22 protein-coding genes and 1 pseudogene are annotated in these 18875 nt (G+C 67.8%); 18 read left to right on the top strand and 5 right to left on the bottom strand.

Features of this window, described 5'->3' with window-relative positions; all coding sequences use genetic code 11:
• Positions 1-29: 29 nt before the first annotated feature.
• From GGQ91_RS05155 to GGQ91_RS05120, 8 genes are all read left to right on the top strand, one after another.
• On the top strand, positions 30-287 hold the full coding sequence (locus GGQ91_RS05155) for a hypothetical protein (protein WP_182591516.1): 258 nt from the start codon (positions 30-32) through the stop codon (positions 285-287).
• The gene (locus GGQ91_RS05150; RefSeq protein WP_182591515.1) at positions 284-634 is read left to right on the top strand and encodes a hypothetical protein; all 351 of its coding nucleotides are present in this window, start codon (positions 284-286) and stop codon (positions 632-634) included. Before GGQ91_RS05155 ends, GGQ91_RS05150 begins: the two co-directional genes overlap by 4 nt.
• 4 nt (positions 635-638) lie before the next feature.
• The gene (locus GGQ91_RS05145; RefSeq protein WP_182591514.1) at positions 639-902 is read left to right on the top strand and encodes a hypothetical protein; all 264 of its coding nucleotides are present in this window, start codon (positions 639-641) and stop codon (positions 900-902) included.
• Positions 903-909: 7 nt separating this feature from the next.
• Positions 910-1653 carry a hypothetical protein gene (locus GGQ91_RS05140; RefSeq protein WP_182591513.1) on the top strand — a complete coding sequence of 248 codons (744 nt, stop codon included), beginning with the start codon at positions 910-912 and terminating at the stop codon, positions 1651-1653.
• A 36-nt stretch (positions 1654-1689) separates the two neighbouring features.
• Positions 1690-2355 (top strand): glycoside hydrolase family 19 protein, encoded by a 666-nt coding sequence (locus GGQ91_RS05135; protein WP_182591512.1) that lies wholly within the window; start codon positions 1690-1692, stop codon positions 2353-2355.
• Positions 2356-2357: 2 nt separating this feature from the next.
• The gene (locus GGQ91_RS05130) at positions 2358-2768 is read left to right on the top strand and encodes a 3TM-type holin (RefSeq protein ID WP_043384555.1); all 411 of its coding nucleotides are present in this window, start codon (positions 2358-2360) and stop codon (positions 2766-2768) included.
• 94 nt (positions 2769-2862) lie between these two features.
• A complete protein-coding gene (locus GGQ91_RS05125) occupies positions 2863-3201 on the top strand; it encodes a hypothetical protein (RefSeq protein WP_043351545.1) in 339 nt (112 codons plus the stop codon).
• Between the two features lie 1035 nt (positions 3202-4236).
• Positions 4237-4512: a hypothetical protein gene (locus GGQ91_RS05120; protein WP_182591511.1), complete on the top strand. Its 276-nt coding sequence runs from the start codon at positions 4237-4239 to the stop codon at positions 4510-4512.
• Between the two features lie 115 nt (positions 4513-4627).
• Here GGQ91_RS05120 and GGQ91_RS05115 read toward each other — a convergent pair whose 3' ends face one another.
• Both GGQ91_RS05115 and GGQ91_RS05110 read right to left on the bottom strand, forming a co-directional pair.
• Entirely contained in the window at positions 4628-4933 is a 306-nt protein-coding gene (locus tag GGQ91_RS05115; RefSeq protein ID WP_182591510.1) for a hypothetical protein, read from the bottom strand.
• Between the two features lie 917 nt (positions 4934-5850).
• On the bottom strand, positions 5851-6621 hold the full coding sequence (locus GGQ91_RS05110) for a class I SAM-dependent methyltransferase (protein WP_182591509.1): 771 nt from the start codon (positions 6619-6621) through the stop codon (positions 5851-5853).
• A gap of 380 nt (positions 6622-7001) precedes the next feature.
• On the opposite strand from GGQ91_RS05110, the gene GGQ91_RS05105 reads away from it, so the two are divergent.
• Positions 7002-7268, top strand: a complete 267-nt coding sequence (locus GGQ91_RS05105) for a hypothetical protein (RefSeq protein ID WP_246410583.1) — start codon at positions 7002-7004, stop codon at positions 7266-7268.
• A gap of 3 nt (positions 7269-7271) precedes the next feature.
• On the opposite strand, the gene GGQ91_RS05100 is transcribed toward GGQ91_RS05105, so the two are convergent.
• Both GGQ91_RS05100 and GGQ91_RS05095 read right to left on the bottom strand, forming a co-directional pair.
• Entirely contained in the window at positions 7272-7523 is a 252-nt protein-coding gene (locus GGQ91_RS05100; RefSeq protein ID WP_043350800.1) for a hypothetical protein, read from the bottom strand.
• Between the two features lie 16 nt (positions 7524-7539).
• Positions 7540-7785, bottom strand: a complete 246-nt coding sequence (locus GGQ91_RS05095) for a DUF6894 family protein (protein ID WP_182591508.1) — start codon at positions 7783-7785, stop codon at positions 7540-7542.
• A gap of 151 nt (positions 7786-7936) precedes the next feature.
• On the opposite strand from GGQ91_RS05095, the gene GGQ91_RS05090 reads away from it, so the two are divergent.
• The 5 genes and pseudogenes from GGQ91_RS05090 (at position 7937) to GGQ91_RS05070 (ending at position 12154) form a co-directional block, all read left to right on the top strand.
• Positions 7937-8131 carry a hypothetical protein gene (locus GGQ91_RS05090; RefSeq protein ID WP_342462038.1) on the top strand — a complete coding sequence of 65 codons (195 nt, stop codon included), beginning with the start codon at positions 7937-7939 and terminating at the stop codon, positions 8129-8131.
• Positions 8110-8355, top strand: a pseudogene (locus GGQ91_RS05085) (LexA family protein); the annotation flags it as partial. The gene GGQ91_RS05090 and the pseudogene GGQ91_RS05085, both read left to right, overlap by 22 nt.
• Before the next feature lie 580 nt (positions 8356-8935).
• Positions 8936-9265, top strand: coding sequence for a hypothetical protein (locus GGQ91_RS05080; RefSeq protein ID WP_124263042.1), 330 nt, complete (start codon positions 8936-8938; stop codon positions 9263-9265).
• 31 nt (positions 9266-9296) lie between these two features.
• The gene (locus GGQ91_RS05075) at positions 9297-9551 is read left to right on the top strand and encodes a hypothetical protein (RefSeq protein WP_236961604.1); all 255 of its coding nucleotides are present in this window, start codon (positions 9297-9299) and stop codon (positions 9549-9551) included.
• Between the two features lie 35 nt (positions 9552-9586).
• Positions 9587-12154, top strand: a complete 2568-nt coding sequence (locus tag GGQ91_RS05070) for a CheR family methyltransferase (protein ID WP_182591506.1) — start codon at positions 9587-9589, stop codon at positions 12152-12154.
• 1085 nt (positions 12155-13239) lie between these two features.
• On the opposite strand, the gene GGQ91_RS05065 is transcribed toward GGQ91_RS05070, so the two are convergent.
• Positions 13240-13386 carry a hypothetical protein gene (locus GGQ91_RS05065; protein WP_158713268.1) on the bottom strand — a complete coding sequence of 49 codons (147 nt, stop codon included), beginning with the start codon at positions 13384-13386 and terminating at the stop codon, positions 13240-13242.
• Positions 13387-13946: 560 nt separating this feature from the next.
• Here GGQ91_RS05065 and GGQ91_RS05060 point away from each other — a divergent pair.
• From GGQ91_RS05060 to GGQ91_RS05045, 4 genes are all read left to right on the top strand, one after another.
• Positions 13947-14378 carry a helix-turn-helix domain-containing protein gene (locus GGQ91_RS05060; protein WP_182591505.1) on the top strand — a complete coding sequence of 144 codons (432 nt, stop codon included), beginning with the start codon at positions 13947-13949 and terminating at the stop codon, positions 14376-14378.
• 255 nt (positions 14379-14633) lie between these two features.
• A complete protein-coding gene (locus GGQ91_RS05055; protein WP_053610277.1) occupies positions 14634-16205 on the top strand; it encodes a putative bifunctional diguanylate cyclase/phosphodiesterase in 1572 nt (523 codons plus the stop codon).
• 254 nt (positions 16206-16459) lie between these two features.
• Entirely contained in the window at positions 16460-17125 is a 666-nt protein-coding gene (locus GGQ91_RS05050) for an SCO family protein (RefSeq protein ID WP_075380308.1), read from the top strand.
• A gap of 88 nt (positions 17126-17213) precedes the next feature.
• On the top strand, positions 17214-18803 hold the full coding sequence (locus GGQ91_RS05045; RefSeq protein WP_182591504.1) for an OpgD/OpgG family glucan biosynthesis protein: 1590 nt from the start codon (positions 17214-17216) through the stop codon (positions 18801-18803).
• The last annotated feature ends 72 nt before the right edge of the window (positions 18804-18875 follow it).

Here is an 18875-nt window from a genome sequence, read left to right as displayed (position 1 = left end):
GCTCCGCAATCCGCAACCGGAGATTCGCCATGGCCCAGCTGATCGAGACGGCCGAGCAGCACGTCGCGCTGCATCTCGGGACCCTGACCGCGCAGAACTTCGCCCTCGCCTGCGCCCTGGAGCGGCGCGACCGGCTGCTCGCCGAGGCGCAGGCGCGGATCGACGCCCTGGAGGCCGAGCTCGCCGCGTCGAAGCCGTCGGCGATTGACCCGAAGGAATCGGTGGAGCGGAGGCCGCGATCAGCCGACGCCGGCTCTGCCCCGACGGACGCCGGCCGCGCCCCGTGAGCCCGGCGCCGCTCACCTACGCGTGGCGGATGGCGCGGGCCGACGCCGCGCCGCTCGGCCTGATCCTGCGGGGCCTCGACGTCGCGTCCGGGCAGATCGTCCCGCTGCCCGCGGGCGGGCAGGTGATCGCCTGGAGCGTCGGCCTGCCCGGCCGCCCGCGCGCGCTGACCACGGAGGCCGGCGGCGGCCTCGCGACGGATGCCGACGGCGTCCTGCGCTTCCCGCTGGCGCAAGCCGACCTCGCCGGCGCCGCCCCACGGGCCGCGATGCCGGTGGTCGTGCGGATCCGGGAGGGCGACGGCACCGGCCGCACCGTCCTGCTCGGCACCCTCGAACTGCTGGACTGAGCCGATGACCGTGGAGACCACACCCGCAGCCGACCTCGCCCAGCGCTTCGCCGGGCGGGTGATCGAGTCGGTGATCCCGTACACGGTCGAGGTGGTGCTGCCGTTCTCGACCGGCACCGTGACCGAGGCGCTCGCCGCGATCCGCGACGGGGTCGACGGAAGCCGCAACACGCTGCGCCTGCTGTCGGACGCGCTCGACGCCAGCGCCGGCGAGACCCTGCGCGCGGCGGACGCGCAGGCCTTCGTCGACGCGCTCCTGTTCGGTTGAGGCCCCGATGAAGAGACCCCTGTTCGGCGGCGTCGCCTTCGCGCCGGCGCAGCGCACCCTCGACTTCTCGGGCGTGGCCGGGTTCGACGTGCGGGCGTTGCTCGCCGTGATCGACCTCAGCCGGTCGGCGCTCCTCTACGCCGCCGGCAAGCCGGGCTGCGGCTACACCGCCCTCGACGGCTCCGTGCTGACGCTGGCGGTCGACACCACCGAGATGGCGGCGTCGGACACGCTGCTCGTCCTCTACGACGACGGCACCGCCGTCCTGCCGACGGGGGCGGCGATCGCGGCCCGGCAGCCGGCGTTCGGCACCGCCGGACGTGCGAGCCCCGACGTGCTCTCGGTCCAGGGCGTCGCGGCCGGCACGCCGATCCCGGTGGCGCTGGTGGCGCAGGCCCCGGGCGAGGGCGGGGCGATCGCCCGCACCGCCTACGCCGCGTCCGCGGCGGCGGCCGGCCAGCTCGTCAAGGGCGCCCCCGGCCGCGTGCTCACGCTCACGGCCTGGAACGGCGACACGGCCCCGGTCTGGGTGAAGCTGTTCGACACCGCCGCGCCGCCGGGCTTGGGCACGGATGCGGCGGCCTGGGAGGCGATGGTGCCCCCCGGCGGCACGCTCGTCGTGCCCTTCGGCGCTCTCGGCCTGTCCTTCGGCGCCGGCATCGCGGTCGGCTTCTCCGGGGCGCAGGGCCGCACCGACGCCACCGCCCTCAAGGCCGCGAACAAGGCGGGCGTCAGCCTCGCCCTGGCGTAGCCGCTTCCCCTCCACCCGGACCCTCGTGAGGCCGACATGACCGCTCCCCTCGTGCGGGCGACCTTCTTCGCGCGGCTGCGCGCGACGGGGTTGCTCGGCGCCACCCTCGCGCAGACCGAGGTCGACGGGCTGACCGGCCTCCTCGACGCCTGGGAGCGCCTGGGCTGGCCCGCCGATCTCCGCCACGTCGCCTACACCCTGGCCACCGCCTGGCACGAATGCCGGCTGAACCTGTCGATCCGCGAGGACGGTCTCGGCCGCGGGCATCCCTACGGCGTGCCGGTGGACGGCCGGGTCTATTACGGCCGCGGCGCCAGCCAGCTCACCTGGCTCGACAATTACCGGCGGTTCGGCCGGCTACTCGGCCTCGACCTCGTCGGCGATCCGGACCTGGCGCTCGTGCCGGAGACGAGCGCGGCGATCCTGATCGTCGGCGCGCGCGACGGCCTGTTCCGCCCCGGCCATACCCTCGCGCGCTACTTCGACGGCGGCACCGACGATCCGGAGGGCGCGCGGGCCATCGTCAACGGCGACGGCGCGCGGAACGGCGCGCGGATCGCGGGCTATCACGCCGTCTTCCTCGCCTGCCTCCAGGTGGCGTGCGCCGCCGCGCCGCTATCGACCGCCCCGGCCCCGCCAACGACCGCCTGGTGGCCGCGCCTGCGCGAGGCCGTCCGCCGCAACATGCAGAAGGGGGCCTGACCATGGGGTTCCTCGCCCTCCTGCCGGCGCTGCTCGGCGCGCTCGGTCCGATCCTCCAGAAGGTGCTGCCCGACGAAGGGCAGCGCCTCCAGGTCCAGCTGGAGCTGCAGAAGGCCCTGATCGAGCAGCAGGACGATCTCGGCCGGGCCATGGCCGAGGTGATGAAGGCCGATGCGGGGTCCGAGAGCCCGCTCGCCCGCAACGCCCGACCGATCACCGTGCTGTGGGCACTGGCGATGATCACCTGGGTGGGCGTGGTGGCGCCGATGATCGGCCTGCAGGTCGAGGTTGTGGCGGCGCTCAAGGGCGTGCCGGCCGAGCTGTGGTCGCTGCTGACCGTCGGGATCGGCGCCTACATGCTGGCCCGCTCGGTCGACAAGATCGTGCCGCAGGTGCTCGGGCCGAAGGGCTGAGCCTCGCGGCCGCGGGCGCGCCCCGATGACGGACGAAACCCCGCCCCGGGCCCGGACGGCGCGGCCGGGCCGCGGCGAGCGAAGGACCGGACCCATGGCCGACCATCTGCCCGAATGGATCGGGCGCCTGATCGAGCGCGTCGAGGCCACCGGCCGCCAGATGGATGCGCTCGGGGGCAAGCTCGACCGGATGGACGAGAAGCTGGAGGGCGTGGCCTACCGGCGCGACATCGAGCACTTCGTGGCGCGCGACGAGATCGAGCGGCGGATCGACAAGGCGGTGGACGGGGCGAAGGCGGAAGCCGCCAAGGGGCTGGCCGAGGTCGCCGGACAGGTGCGCGACCTGCGCAAGATCGGCTGGGGGCTGGCCTCGGCGGCGCTGCTGGCCTTCGGGGGGATCGTGCTGGCGAAGATCGGACTGGCGGGGCGTTAATGGGGGGCTCGATGCCGATAGGGCCGTCAGGCGCGCTTCGATCCAGCCTTGTTTCGCTCACCGATCAAGGTGCCCGCGGAATGATATCAAGCTCGCGAGCGTTGATCATCTGATAGCGACATTGCCTCGGCATCGCGGCGCAGAGCGTTTTTTGTGATTTTGTCGCCGGTCGCAACCACTTCAATGATCTCACGCAGCACAAGAACGAGGAATTATATTGGAACAGTGAGTGAAGCCGTCGAGTTTGTTTAGGCGACGGACGCATGCCCGCGGACGTGGCCAGGGATACGCATTTGTTCAACGTACCGACACTCACCGCCGGTCTATTCGCAGCCAGCATGTTTCTCACACCTGTCCAGGCATTCGCGGCTCAGTTTGGCATCGGAGCTGTCCCCGAGGCGGCGAACACGGTCCAGGACGTCCAGTATGGCTATGGCGGAACCCGTTTCGGCCCCAACTTCGGCGGTGGTCGCCGCGGCTATGGTGGCCCGCGCTTCCGCGGCCGCGGTGACGGTTACAGGCGGGGGTACGGTCATGGCTACGGGCGCGGACATGGCCAAGGCTATGGGTACGGGCGCCGAGGGGGTTTCTGACACTTCCCGCTAAGCTGAGCCACGCAAGCCCGCCCGGTCCTCCGGCGCGGGCTTCTTTGTACGCTGCTGCAGGCTACCGGCCCCGCAGGAAAAAGAACCAGATCAGAATGAGGACGGGGATCGGCACGCCTAAGAGCCACAGCAGGCTACCAGTCAGCATGTCTTACTCCATGAACTGATCGGGCAATCCGCGGGCCACTCTGCTGTTCCTCGGCCGCTGGTCGGCGTTGGCAACCCCTACTGCGACTTCGTCAGAGCCAAGGGCGGTCGATGGAGAACGTGGATCGAAGCGTCCGCGAACGCGTGTTGCTGTTCATGTCTGGCGTGCGCGGGCGCACACCGGTGTATCGTCGCCCCACCCATGCCGGATCGATTGCGCGCAATCCGAGTTGCCGAACGCTACAGGAGTTTCCTGCCGCACCCATTCCGTCAGGAGATCAGCATGAACAAGCTTGCTTTCGGCGTCGTTGTGATCGCGGCCATGGCAAGTCCGGCTTTCGCCCAGGTGATCGAGACCCCCACCAGCACCACCGTCATCGTGCCGCCTGGCGCTCCCGGTGTCGTAACGCGCCAGCCTGGCTCGACGGGCGATGAAGGCGCTGCAACCTATTCGCCCACTGGCCGCGCGGCCGACGGCATCGCTACGGACTCTGCGGCGGCCGGCAACGAGGCGCAGCCCTCGCGCATTGGCTCGACCGGCAGCGGTGGCGGGAAATAGTCAAGTCGCCGCAGCTTAGGAACGACCTTTGCCACAGTCGCGACGCGTTCGTTCCTGAGTCCACGAACCTCCTCGGCCCGCCCAGCCTCACGCTGTGGCAGGCTTCTCTTTATCCTCAGCGCGTCACCGCCTCGATGTCGTCTTCATAGATCGAATCCGGCTGGCAGGCGTGCCATTCCATTTTTCCCTCAGCTTGTCCCTTCCGGCCATAACAGTAGCCGGCCTGAGCAAGGCGGCCGCTGAGCCGATCGCGGAGCCGGCACTGTTCCCGTATGATGGCCGGATCTCCAGAGCCCTCGCAGGCCTGCGCGGCCTTCACCTCAGCCGTCAGCAGCTCGGGGACAGTCGGAAGCTGCTGCTGAGCTTGCGCCCCATCGGCGGCGGCGACGAGAGCGAGGGTGGCGAGGGCGGCTGCCTTCATTCAAATGTGCGATGCCTCACTGATGTGCTTCGAGCCACAGCGTACTCCGAAGCGTGCGTTAGGCGGAAAGCGTAGGTTGTCCGCCGCGGATCTGACGGATGTCTACTCGCATCACCGCCGCCTCGGTCAACCTAGGAGGCGCTCTGCATCGGCGCGCGGTCGCCCTAGCCAATATCCGATGGTTCCGTGCTTTGGCTCGACGCGCTGTTCGTGACGGCGGCCCGCAGGCTCATCTGCGCGCCGCTAACGCTCATGCTGCAGCCCGCATCATACTGCGTCAAGCGAAGCGTGAAGCTATGGTCAGCCGGATGGCCCGCGATGCTCTCGCACTTGATCAATAGCTTACCTACGGCCGCCCGCCTTCAGAGCCTCTTCCACGAGGCGGCAGTTGGGATCAGTGCGACGGCGCAAGCCCCTCGATGCTGTGTCGGTAACGCTCCATTCCCTTCTCGTCCGGCATAGCCCCTTCATGCTCGCATTCCTGCTCGATGATGAACGACGTCGCGTTTTGCGGCCCCGCCTGCGCCGTCCGTGAGGCAATGAGCCCACGGCTTGCGACGCTCTGCCCGCCTCTTCCCGGACCAATCTTCAGCCTCGCCGCCGCGCTGGGCTGCTTCGTGCCCCGATACCCGGTGCGGTACTATCCTGAGCCCGGCCGGTATGGCCCGGTGACCGCCGCGGACGTCCTGAGCCCGAGCCGCCTTGCGTATCGGCCCGGCCCAGACGTTGGTGAGATCAGGCTCTCCCTGTCCAGGGAGCCTATCGGGGCCTGGCGAGCCGGTGCTCCAAATGGGGGACGGCCCCCAGATCGCGCCCGTTTGATAGCCCCGGCTTCGGCCGAGGCACTCTTCTTTGTTTCAGTTCCGCCGGCAGCCGCCGCGTGGCGCTTTCACTGTGACGGCCCCTTAGCCGCAGCCCTAGGCCTTGTAGAGCACGAGAGCGTCTTGGCCCGCGTCGGTCGCTGACGATGGGAACAGCCCAGACCATGATCCGAACAGGATCGGGTATCGAAATTTGAGTTCGCTCGCCTCGACGATCTGCCTGACCTTCGGCACGGTGTAAGCAACAGCACCCATCGGGTGAACAGGATCGTTGATGAAGCAGCCATCGGCGTAAAGATGCTCGAAGCGCAGATCGAAAATCGTCCGGTTCGTCGCACGCGCCGATGCGGCGATTTCGTCGTTAATGATGAAGAAGGTGGCGAAGACCAACCCGCCCGGCTTCAATACCCGCCTGAATTCCTTGAGGTAAAATGAGATATCATGTTCTGCCATGTGCGTGAACACCGACCACAATATTATTCGATCGATCGAGTCTGATGCGCAAGGAATTTCGAACTCGTCCAGGGTTCGTGTTCCATGAGGATTGTGCAACTGGTCCTTGATATCGAAATGTACGAATTTGAAATTTGAATACTTTGCGTTAATATTTTCGTTGCACCAGTTGATTGATCTTTCGATGATGTCAATGCCAAGATATCTGCTTTGATCACTCAGGACCTTCGTCAATGGAATGGCATCGCGACCAATGCCGCAGCCGATCTCCAAGACATTGTGCTTGCTATCAAGACGCAACATTTCCCTCAGGAGATATATATGACCGTCGGAAATAGCCTCGAAGCTGTCGGTCCCACCTCCCGTCATGTTCAATAGATCGATAGGGATATTGTAGCCTCTGAATTCGAACATGAGTTCTGCCAAATATCCAACATCGAACCAATTTCGGTTGCGACTGATAATACTGCTATACACTCACAGGGACATAGTTCCGCAAGCCTGAAATTGCGCATCCAACTCGGAGAGCACGCGGCGCGTGACCTTTAAGTCTCAGGTGGCTGACCCGTCCCGATCTCTGCGAGCAGATCGCATCCGGGCGGCATCACGAACCATCGCGCCGCGCAGGGTCCGAACCGTGTTCGCTCCTCGACAGGCCCGAGCCCCTGAAGCGCCCGCACCGACTTGATCGGCGCACCGTACTGCCCGCCACCTTCTGCTGGCGCGATCAAATCGCGCGCCTGTTCGAGGGCGCCTCGCCGTGCCGGTATCTCCTGCCGGCGAGATGGTCGGCGATGCGGACGAGCGCGCTGGCCTTCCTCGACCGGCACGGCGCAGAGGCGCCTCGGCTCGGCTGGACGGCCGAGCCGTTATTCGGCGGTCACCCGGAGCACGGCGTCCTGCGCGTCGTGTATGCGGGCACCCTGATGGTTAACGACCGGCCGGCGATCGCCGTGGAGCCCAACCGGATCGTGTTCGACCGCTTCTGCGTCGACCGGACCAAGCCGGGTCAGACCTGGGGACCGCCGGTCTGGGAGTTCGCCGCCAAGCGGCGCGGCTGACGCTCAGCCCTGCAGGCTCTCGGCGAAGTCGTCCGGCACCTCGCCCCACTGGCCGAGGATCGTGACGCCCTCCAGTTCGCCGGTCTCGTCGTCGGCCACCACCTTCAGCGCCGCCGCGCCAGGCATCCGCTTGGCCAGGGTCTCGGCCTTCTTCAGCGCGCCGCTCTCCGTCTGCGCCGGCTCCTGGCGGGCCGGGCGCAGGCGCTTGCGGTGGATCTCGAACGGCTGCACCACGAAGCTGGTCGTCATCGCCATGGTGCGGCTCCCGTCCTTACGCCGACTTGCTGCCGACCCGTACCGCAGTGAACGCGCGGAACAGCACGGGCCGGCCTGCGGCATCGCGCACGTCCACCGACCACACGGTCCAGTCCTGACAGCCGCCCCCCTCCATCAGGCCCAGCGCCACCCGGTCCGCGTGCTGCCGGATCTCGCGGATGCTCGACAGCCACCGCCCCTGCAGGTCGAACACGGCATCACCGCCTCCCAGGCAGTGGAAGCGATAAAGCCTCCGCGGCATTGGCGTTTTCCCGACCTCTCCACACGTGCCCACTGCGATCTCCGCGGGATCCGACACGGCCATTGAACCACGCCCCACCATCGGGCTTTGTTCCCGATGTGTTCTAGTCGAGGTTGTGATCCGGATGCATGCCCAACGGCACGAACCGTCTGTGGAGATCCGTCTGTCCGAGGCCGAGGTGATCGCCCTGGCCTATCACCGGGCCGCCTCCGGCGATGCCTGGGCCGCCCTCGTTCGGGCGGTGGAGGATGCGCTCACCGACCTGCAAGACGCCGAAGCGCGCGTGCTCGCCCAGGGCCGGCTGATATCCCGCGGATACGCGCGATGCCGCGCCGGGACGGCCTGAGCCCCGTGCCGATCCACCCGATCGACGTGCTGCTGGTCGAAAGCCCCGACGCCGTCCGCGTGCCCCTGATCGGGCAGGCGCTGTGCGCCGGCTTCCCGTCGCCCGCCGACGATTTCCTGGAGGGCGCGCTGGAGCTGCCGCGCTGGCTCGTGCCGAACCCGCCCGCCACCTTCCTGTGGCGGATCAGGGGCTCGTCCATGGAGGGCGCCGGCATCCACGACCGCGCCTCGCGCCACTGTCGCACTCTCCGCGTGCGTCGGCGCGCTGGACCGGACACGGTCCGCTGATGGCGGCTCTGGACGCCTACAACGCGCGCTGGGGCCGCGGCGCAATGGTGCCGGCGCGGGCGGAGCTGGAAAGCCGGCGCTGCGCACAACGTTCGGGATACGGGCACCGGGCTACACGACGCAGGTGGAGGGAGCTGCCGGTGGCGTACGCATCGGGTGCGTGCCATCCGTCTTCACGACGGTTTGGGGTGGATTTCTGCCGGTCCGTTTTCGGGCGGTTTGGCGATGTATGAGACATCGCCGTCCCACCCGTCCTCGACCCTAGGCAAACCCTGGAACGGTCCGCTTTGCGGTGGTTGGCGAAGAGGTGACCTGGAAATTTGACGCGTATCCTCGCATCCCTTCGCCTCATGCGAAAAGCTGGAAGAACCAACTTATGATGGATGCTGACGATTGATCCCTCTTATTGCGATCGAAATCGATCTTCGGATTGATGCACCCAGAAATTGAGTGCACGATACCAGGCTCCGCGCTGAAGTCGTCCACGCGCGGGCATGCAGTGCAACTCGGAGCGCCCATGACCGACCGCCCTCACGCAGATCGGTACCTTGAGGTTGCCCGTGAGCTGCGTGCGGCAGCCGAGGAGACGCGGCGGACGCTCCAGGCTTCCCGCGATCTCGTGCGGCGCGCCCGCGAACAAGACACCGCTCGACCGCAGGCACCCAATGAGAGCGACCACCCAGGCCCCTCGAAACGGTTGGTAACAAGCCTGATCGATGCCTACGAGGCCGCGGAAGACGATACCGACACCCAGACCCGCCTGCTTCTCGGGCGTGTGCTCAATCATGTCGGGCGTCGCGTCGCTGGCGTGATTGGACCGCGGTCGGCCGGGATCGCTATGCATTGATCGACGCGACGCAGGGATCGGCGGAAAGGTCATGATGAACGGTGACGATCCGCAAGACGACGCCCGCGGCTCTCTATTCCGCATCGCCCAGACCCTGGGCGTCCCGGTCGCGACCTTTCTGACGCCCGATCCTGCCGATATGCCGGCAATCGAAACTGTCGATGAGGGCGCGAATCATCTCGCCGAAGCGGTGGCGCTGCTGCGGTTGTTCGTGCGGCTGAAGAGCCCCGAGGCCCGGGCACGCTGCCTCGCCTACGTCGTGCAGGAAGCCACGCACCAAAGTTGATCCGCGCGGCCATCCTCGACGTTGGGCGAGAACGCATGATGCCGGGACCCAACGAACGGCGCGGCCTCGATCCGAAGGTTCAGAACGCGGTGATAGATCAGGACCACTTTCCGATCGTCGGCATCGGTGCATCCGCGGGCGGCATCGAGGCGATGCGGGGCTTCTTCCGCGGAGTGCCGGAGACGCTCAGGGCCGCCTTCGTCGTCGTCACGCATCTCGGCCGGGAGCACAAGAGCCTGCTCCCGGACGTGCTGGCGCGGCTCACGCCGCTCAAGGTCGAGGCCGCCGCCGACGGTGTGCCGGTCGAGCCGGGCACCGTCTACGTCATGCCGCCCGGTTGCGTCATGGGCATCGCGAACGGCCGGCTGACCTTGACACCGCTCGGGGCGGCCCGCGAGACCAAGCCGATCGACATTTTCCTAACCGCCCTGGCCCTCGACCAGGGCGAGCGCGCGGTCGGCGTCATCCTGTCCGGCGGCGACGGCGACGGCGCCATCGGCGTCAAGGCGATCAAGGAGCACGGAGGCCTGACCCTGGCCCAGACCGCGGATGGCTACGGCCCCGAGACCGCCGACATGCCGCTCAGCTCGCTGCGGACCGGCTTCGTCGATTTCGGCGAGATGGCCGAGCATATGGGCGACCGGATCGCCGCGCATGTCGCTGCGCACGTCGCCGCCGCGCCGGACGCGCAGGTCGACGCGGTCCCGCGGGAGCACGACGCCGAGTTCCTCACCGAGATCTTCACCATCCTCCGCCGGCAGGTCGGCCACGACTTCTCGGGGTACAAGCCCAGCACCTTCGTGCGGCGCCTGCAACGGCGCATCAGCGTCGTCGGCGCGGCCGGGCCGGACGGCTACCTCAAGCTTCTGCGTGCCGACCCGGCTGAGGTCGGGGTGCTGTTCCGGGACCTGCTGATCGGCGTGACGAACTTCTTCCGCGACACCGCGGCCTTCGAGGCCCTGACCACCCAGGTCATCCCCAAATTGCTCGACGCACGCGCGGCGACCGATGTCGTACGGATCTGGGTGCCGGCCTGCTCGACCGGCGAGGAGGTCTACTCCCTGGCCATCCTCCTGCGCGAGCACATGCTCACCCTGGCGGATCCGCCGCGCGTGCAGATCTTCGCCACCGACATCGACGAGCGCGCGCTCACAGTCGCGCGGACTGGCCGCTACCCGAGCGCCTACCTGTCCGCCGTCTCTTCCGAGCGGATCGCGCAGCACTTCGTCGTCGAAGGCGACAGCGCGGTCGTCGCGAAGGCCGTACGCGACCTGTGCACCTTCGCCCCTCACAGCGTGCTGCGGGACCCGCCGTTCTCACGCCTCGATCTCGTCTCCTGCCGCAACCTGATGATCTACCTCGGCATCGAGGCCCAGCAGCAGTTGTTGCCGGTGCTGCACTACGCCCTGCGTCCACGCGGCTACCTGTTCATCGGCATGTCCGAGAACGTGACGCGGTTCGAGGACCTGTTCGAGACGATCGACAAGCAGCACCGCATTTTCCAGGCTCGCGACGCGATCCCGCCCGTCCGGTTGCGGCCGATATCCGGGGCGGAACCGCCGATCTTTGGGAGTGTGGGCCAGGCGCAGCGGCGGAACGTGACGACGCACGCGGCCCTGCGGCACGCGGTCGAGACGCAGATGCTGTCCGAGTTCACGCCGCCCCACGCGGTCGTGACGCGGACCGGCGAGGCCGTGCACTATTCGTCGCGGATCGGCGATCACCTCGAGGTCGTGCCTGGCCAGCCGACCCGGGAGCTGGCCGCGATGGCGCGCAAGGGCCTGCGGCTGGATCTCCGGACGGCCCTGCGCGAGGCGATCGAGGGCAACACCCTGGTCGTTCGGGACGGCATAGGCGTCGAGCTGCCGGACGGCCGTTTCCAATCGATCTCCCTGGTGGTCAAGCCGCTGAACACGCCCGGCGCAATCGAGCCACTGTTCCTGGTCGTGTTCAAAGAGGCCGCCGCACCCTTGGAGAAGGAACGCCAGCAAGCGCTCGAGGCGAACGAGCGGGACACGGCGCTCCAAGGCCTGGAGCGCGAATTGAGCGTCACGCGCGAACGGCTTCAAGCTGTGATCGAAGAATACGAGACCTCCCTTGAGGAGCTCAAATCCTCGAATGAGGAACTCCACTCCGTCAACGAGGAGATGCAGGCCGCCAACGAGGAGCTCGAGGCTTCGAAGGAGGAGACGCAGTCTCTGAACGAGGAGCTTCAGACGGTGAATTTCGAGCTCGCGTCCAAGATCGAGGCCATCGACCAATTGATCGACGATCAGGCTACGCTGTTCGAGGGCATGAACGTCGCGAGCGTGCTATTGACGTCGGATCTCCGCATTCGCATGTTCACCAGCGCAGCGGCGCAGATCTTCGGCTTGCAGCCGAGCGACGTCGGCCGGTCCCTGCGCAACTTCTCGGCGCCGATCCCCCTGACATGGCTGCTGGACGAGATCCCGGCGGTGCTGAGGGCAAACCGGCCCTCCGAGCGGATAGTCGAGGGGGCGGACGGGGCGCGCTACAGGGTCCGGTTGATTGCCTCGTCCCGCAAGGGCAGCCAGATGCCCGGGATTGTCGCCAGCTTCACGAACTTGCTGGAGCAGGAATGACCGGCCGGTCCGCACGCCGTGCCCAGGATGTCGGCTGCCAGCACGCCGGCGTGACCGGACACGGTCGACCGAGTGATCGCGGAGAGGGTCGGCACGGCTTTGCAGGGCCCGGCCGTCTCGTGTCCTCGGTAAGAGCGGATCGCATCGCCAACCAAGGCTTGAGGTCGGATGTCCTGTTCAGGGCGATGAGACGGGGGCCGCTTGCTGCCTCGAGCGCAAGTTGCCCGTCCGCCGACGAATGACCGGTTTCGGACAAGGCCGAGGGTGATCGGGGCGGCCGGCTAGGGTTGCAAGGGGCCTTCAGCCGAGCGTCTCACACCGTAGCGATTCAGGTTCAGCGCCGCATTCCCTTCATCGCGGCATCACTTACCTCAGGCGGATCTCGCCACATTGGGAACGCTCGCAGTCCGGTCTCACACCAATGCGATTCGTTTGCAGCGGGGCCAGAAAACGCTGTTTTTTCAGTACGCTTCTAGTCCGGCCGTTGGCAAAATTGTTGTGGAATTTCAACGGGCACGGCCAAACTGGGGGACAGGGGGTCGTCGGTTCAAGTCCGGCCACTCCGACCATTTTTCTTCTGCGACGCTCAGCCGGTCGCGGACTTTCTGTAGCGGCCGCCGTGCCCGCAGGCTCCCTCCATCAAGCCCGACCGAAGTGACGCAGGACGAGCGGCTCGCTCCGGGAGAGCGGAACGCCGCGCGGCTGCGATCGGACCGTGCGTCCGGCGACGAGGGCAATGCCGACCAGGCCGACCGATCCGGTCATCGCCACGGCTACGCACCACCAGAAGGCGACATCAAGCATGGCTGCTCATTAAGCTCCGACTGAGTTCGGAACTCTCGAGCCGCAGGGTAAACGGACGCTTAAACATCTGCTCAACTGAGGATTGTTTATCCCGGTGACCGCCGGGCCGCACGACTGAACCCTCGTCACGGGTTGGGCGGCCCGGATTCAACGGGACGCGAGCCGTGAGGGTCGCGACGCGACATCCCCGCTCCGGTCAGCCTCCGCGCCCCGCCTGCAGGGTTGAGGCAGAGGGTCGCAGGGCGCACGCGCCGGCGCCCAGGCGGGCACCCGGGACGCACTCAGCCGATCCGCCGCGTCGACTTGGCCGCAGCGAGTTTTCGCAGGATTCGCCGGATATGGGCGCGCAGGGCCGAGGTCTCGGCCATCGCATCGGCCCGCAGGACGGAATCGGCAGTCTCCGAGAGGGTGGTCAGAGAGTCGGTCATCGACGCGGGCGCTGTGAATGGACGGCGAACCTACCGCTGGGGTCGGTCAATGAATACATCATTTCATAGATTTCTTTATCTCAAATTTAAAGTGTTCACCCCGCCACATAGGGAAAATCCCGACACCGGCACGGTCCTTGAGCGCGGCTTCAGCGGGCTCATGATCCTCCTGCCGCACCATTAAAGTCCTGAGACGGCACGGTCGGCACCATCCCGGCTACGTCGCCGGCAGTTTCCGCGCCTGATCAGCCCGGTCCTACGCAATTCAACACCTCAGTACTCTTCATCGCTTCCGATTTCCGCTAAATCGTCGCCCGAATAGACTCAGAGTCTCGGTCGATAGCGTTTCGAGGCTGATCTAAACCGCTATTCATTGGAGCCGACAACGCGGCGTGCGCGCGACGAATGGCCCAGCCGCGCCCGGCCAATGGCCAAGGTATGCGTCCCACGCAGACTTGGCACGCGCAACTTGTTGGTGCACTAAGCATTTCTCGGTTGTGTTTTTCGCCGCCACGGCGAGTTAACTCGCGATCAATCCACCACGCCGAAAGCTCTCATCCATGTCATCCTCCCCGAAGCCCAAATCCGCCACCGACGCCGACCGCACGATCGGCGGACGCATCGCGGCGCTCCGGGTGGCGCAGGGGCTGAGCCAGACGAATCTCGGCCAAGCGATCGGCGTCAGCTTCCAGCAGGTTCAGAAGTACGAGAAGGGCCGCAACCGCATCGGTGCCGGCCGTCTCCAGGCCATCGCCGACCTGCTGAAGGTGCCGGTGGATACCTTCTTCGCCGATCTGCAGGAGAGCGGACGGGATAAGGCCGGACCTGCGGCCCTGTTCGATGATCCGAAGGTGCTCGAACTGGTCCTGGCCTTCACCAGCATCCCCGACGAGACGACCCGCAGCGGCATCCTGTCGATCGTCAAGGCGGCCGCCGCCCTTCAGGAGAGCCGCGCGAGTGCGCAGCGCGCGGAAGCCGCGGCCCCGGAGTGAGGGCGCCGGTCCGGCACCCCGAACCGGCGAAACGTCCGGACGGTCGCCGTTCGGGCCGCCGGCGGGATCCAGAGAAGGCGGCGACCCTGCCGACGGCATGATTCGACAGGCGCGATAGAGATACGCGCCTTAATTCAAATTAAACCAAGACCTTCGTGCGCAACGATGTAAATAGCCGACCACATTGGACATGACATTTACGCCGCCTTAGCGGACAGCATGCTTCAAGATCGTTTCGGGAACCGGGTCCAGAACATGCCGATCGAGACGCCGACCACGTGGGGTCGCGGCGAGCTTTACGAGACCCTGTGCCTGCTCGTTATCGGCGTCGGGATCTGGTTCGTCGGCGTCACCCTCGGGACCTTCGACTACCTCAACGGTCTTGTTGCCGCCTACAACCTCACCGACCTCCTGCTGCTGGCCGCCTGCATGGGCGTCGCCCAATGCGGCGCCAGCATCCGCAAGTCGATCATCCTCCGCCGGCTGATGCTCGAACGCGCCGCCGCCGCCGCGCAGGCCGAAGCGATCGCTCGACATGACGGGCTGACGGGCCTCGCGAACCGTCGCCGCTTCATCGATGCCGTGGAGCGCGCGCATGCCTCGGCTACCGGGGATTCGGCGGTGCTGCTGATCGATCTCGACCGGTTCAAGCCGGTCAACGATCTCTACGGCCATGCGGCGGGCAACGCCGTCCTGTGCGCCGTGGCCGAGCGTCTCCAGCAGCTTGTCCCGCCGGGCGGCCTCGCGGCTCGGCTGGGCGGCGACGAATTCGCCATGCTGGTCCCGCTGCGCTACGAGAGCGAGGGACTGAGGCGCCTCGCCCAGACTGTCATCGCGCGGATTGCCGAGCCGGTGACGTGGAACCAGAACGACCTCAAGGTCGGCGCGACGGTCGGGGTCGCCGCGGTATCGGCCGACCATGGGGATGCCGACGCGGTGCTGCATGCGGCCGACCTCGCGATGTACCAGGGCAAGAAGGACGGGCGCGGCAAATTCCGGTTCTTCCGCAGCGCCATGGACGCGGAGCTGCGCGCCCGGGCCCGCATGGAGACGGAGCTCCGCAGCGCCATCGAGACCGGGGCGATCGAACCCTTCTACCAGCCGGTGGTGTCCTTGCCCGAGCGGGAGATCGTCGGCGTCGAGGTGCTGGCGCGCTGGCGCCATCCGACGCGCGGACTGGTCGCCCCCAGCGAGTTCATCCCGGTGGCGGAGGAGACCGGGATGATCGGCGATCTCAGCTACAACCTGATCCGTCGCGCCTGCCTGGATGCCCGGGCTTGGCCGCCCCACCTGATCCTGGCGGTCAACATCGCTCCGCAGCAGTTCCAAGACGCGTGGCTCGCCCAGCGGATCCTGGGGATCCTGACCGAGACCGGCTTCCCACCGCAGCGCCTCGAGGTCGAGATCACCGAGAGCGCCCTGATCCAGGACCTGGAAGCGACCCGGATGACCCTGCTGTCGCTGCGTGAGCTCGGGGTGCGCATCGCGCTGGACGATTTCGGCACCGGCTATTCGAGCCTGTACCACCTGCGTGAATTGAAGTTCGACAAGCTGAAGATCGACCGCAGCTACGTCGACGCGATCACGATGAGCGACGAGCGGGCCAAGCTGGTCGATGCCATCATCAAGCTCGGGGCGAGCCTCGGCCTCTCCACCACCGCCGAGGGGATCGAGACGGACGCGAGTTTCGACTGGCTGTCCGACCAGGGCTGCCAATTCGGCCAGGGCTATCTCTTCGGTCACGCCATGCCGAAGTCCGAGATGGACGAGATCCTCGCCACCGCGCAATCCGCGCTCCCGCTTCGGCCTCTGGCGCAGGCCTCGTAAGGGCAGTTGGCCGTCCGAGCGTCGCGGCCTCCCGTCGGCTGGCCCGAGCGGGTGGTCCCCGGGACGGCCAGGCTTCGGGGCGGCGCTCCGGCCCCTGCGACGCGCGGCCTCGCGCCGCTCCGGGTGGCCGACCGAAGCCTGGCCAACCGGCTCGGCCCGGACGTAAGACTGGCGCGGCACGGCGCGCCGCGGCCTCACGCCGGTCGACACGAACCCCATATGGGCAGTATCGACGCGCCGTCGCAGGTCACAGCATGGCACCGAGCCCCCTCGCACTCATCGCCTCCGCCGCCCTCGTTGCCGTGGTCGCCACCGGAACCGGGGCGATCGTCCTGCAGCAGGGCTCGCGGTTCAGCCATCCCCGAAAGGTGGGCGGCCCGTTCACGATGGCGGATCTCGAGGGCCGCCCGGTGACTGAGGCCGACCTCCGCGGCAAACCGGCCGTCCTGTTCTTCGGCTTCACCCACTGCCCGGATGTCTGCCCGACGACGCTCGCCACCCTGTCGACCGCCCTCGGCCGGATGGGCCGCGATGCGGATCGCCTCAACGTCGTCTTCGTCACCCTGGACCCGCAGCGCGACACGCCCGACACCCTGCGGGACTATCTCGCCTCCTTCGATCCGCGCATCCGCGGCTTCGTCGGCACGCCCGAGCAGGTCGCCCGCATGGCCGACGCCTATCACGTCGCCTACAAGCACGTGCCGACTAAGGACGGCGACTACACGATGGAGCATTCCGCCACCGTGGCGCTGTTCGACAAGTCCGGCCGCATGGTCGGCGAGATCGGCTACGGCGAGGACGAGGCCAGCGCCTTCGCCAAGCTGATAACCCTGGCGCTGCCGGGCCAATGCCCGCCGGGGGGCGGCGCCAATCTCTGGGCCACCGACGGCAGCACCGGCAGCTGCGGCCCGCGGAGCTGAGCTGCAGCCCGGGAAATTGCGCCGTGGCGCCCGCGTGGCTAGAGGGCGGCGCGGGTCGCGAGGCCCGGCCGAATCCGGGGGTCCCAGCTTGATCACGCGCCGCGTCCTGACTGCCATCGGGCTCCTCGCTCTCGCGCCGTTCCCCGGCCTCGCCAGGGCCGCCTCCGGGGGGCCGCGCCTCGCGCCGCCGGAACCCATGGATCTCGACCGGCTGAACGCTCTCGCCCGGACGCTGCGGGACCGGCCCTATGCGCCGCCGCCCGAAGCCCCGGCCTTGGCCGCCCTCGACGCCCTGACCTACGGACCGCTCCAGGAGATCCGCTACCCGCCGGGCCACGCGCTGTTCGCCGAGAGCCCGTACCCGGTGACGTTCTTCCACCTCGGCAACTTCTTCCGCCACCCCGTGAAGGTCTATGCCCTGGAGGGCGGACAGGCGCGCGAGGTGCTCTACGCCCACGACCTGTTCACCTATCCGGCCGGCAACCCGGCCAAGGACGTCCCGGACGGGGCGGGCTTCGCGGGGTTCCGCTTCCAGAAGGCGCCCGCCGGACAGCCCGGCGACGACGGCGACTGGCTGGCCTTTCTGGGGGCCTCCTACTTCCGCGCCGCCGGAGACGGCGCGCAGTACGGCGCCTCGGCCCGGGGCATCGCCATCGACACCGCGCCGGCACCGGGCAGAACCGAGGAATTCCCGGTCTTCACGCGCTTCTACGTGAGCCCGGCCGCGGACGGCGCCGTGACCGTGCTGGCGCTCCTCGAAGGTCCGAGCTTGACGGGCGCCTACCGCTTCGTCGCCCGGAAGGAGCCGCATGTCGTCATCGACGTCGCCTGTACGGTCTACATGCGCAAGTCGGTGGAGCGGTTCGGCATGGCGCCCCTGACCTCGATGCTCTGGTACTCGGAGGGCATGAGCCGCTTCCTCGCGAGCGACTGGCGGCCCGAGGTGCATGATTCCGACGGTCTGCTGATGCAGACCGGGGCCGGCGAGCTGATCTGGCGGCCGCTCAACAACCCGCACCGCCTCAGCGTCAGCGCCTTCGCGGACCGCGCTCCGAAGGGCTTCGGCCTGCTCCAGCGCGACCGCGCGTACGAGAACTACATCGACGACGGCTTCGAGGAGAACAGGCCCGACATCTGGGTCGAGCCGCAGGGCGACTGGGGCCGGGGCAGCGTCCAGCTCGTGGAGATCCCGACCCATCAGGAAACCGACGACAACATCGTCGCCCTCTGGGTACCGGACGACCCGCCTCAGGCCGGATCCGACCGCAGCTTCGCCTACCGGCTGCGCTGGACCGTGGAGGAACCGGTCGCCACCGATCTCGCCCGCTGCGTCGCCACACGGGCCACCAAGGCCGCGTGGCTCGCGGACGGGGACCGGCGCCCGGGCCGCGCCAATCTCGTGCGGCAATTCGTGCTGGAATTCGCGGGTGCGGCCCTGTCGGGCCTCAATCCCGAGACGGCCACGGTGGCGTTGACCCTGTCGCGCGGCAGCGCCGAGGAGGTCGGCGCCACCTGGGCGCCCTACGGCAAGCCGAGCCCCTGGCGGGTCTTCTTCAAGGTCTATGCCGAGGGCCCGGAGCCCGTGGAGATGCGTCTGCAGCTCAAGTCCGGAGACCGGCTGCTCTCCGAAACCTGGGCCTACCGGTACGACCCGCAGGCGCCCGGCACGGTGCTGTGAGCCGGGCGCGGCGGATGCGGGATGCGGCGCGTGGGTCTTGAGGGCCGCAGGGCCTGCGCCCATGTCCGTCTG

Source organism: Methylobacterium fujisawaense, assembly GCF_014138435.1.
Classification (GTDB): domain Bacteria; phylum Pseudomonadota; class Alphaproteobacteria; order Rhizobiales; family Beijerinckiaceae; genus Methylobacterium; species Methylobacterium fujisawaense.
The sequence above is the reverse complement of the archived record's forward strand: the minus strand, read 5'-3'. Positions and strand labels throughout refer to the sequence as shown.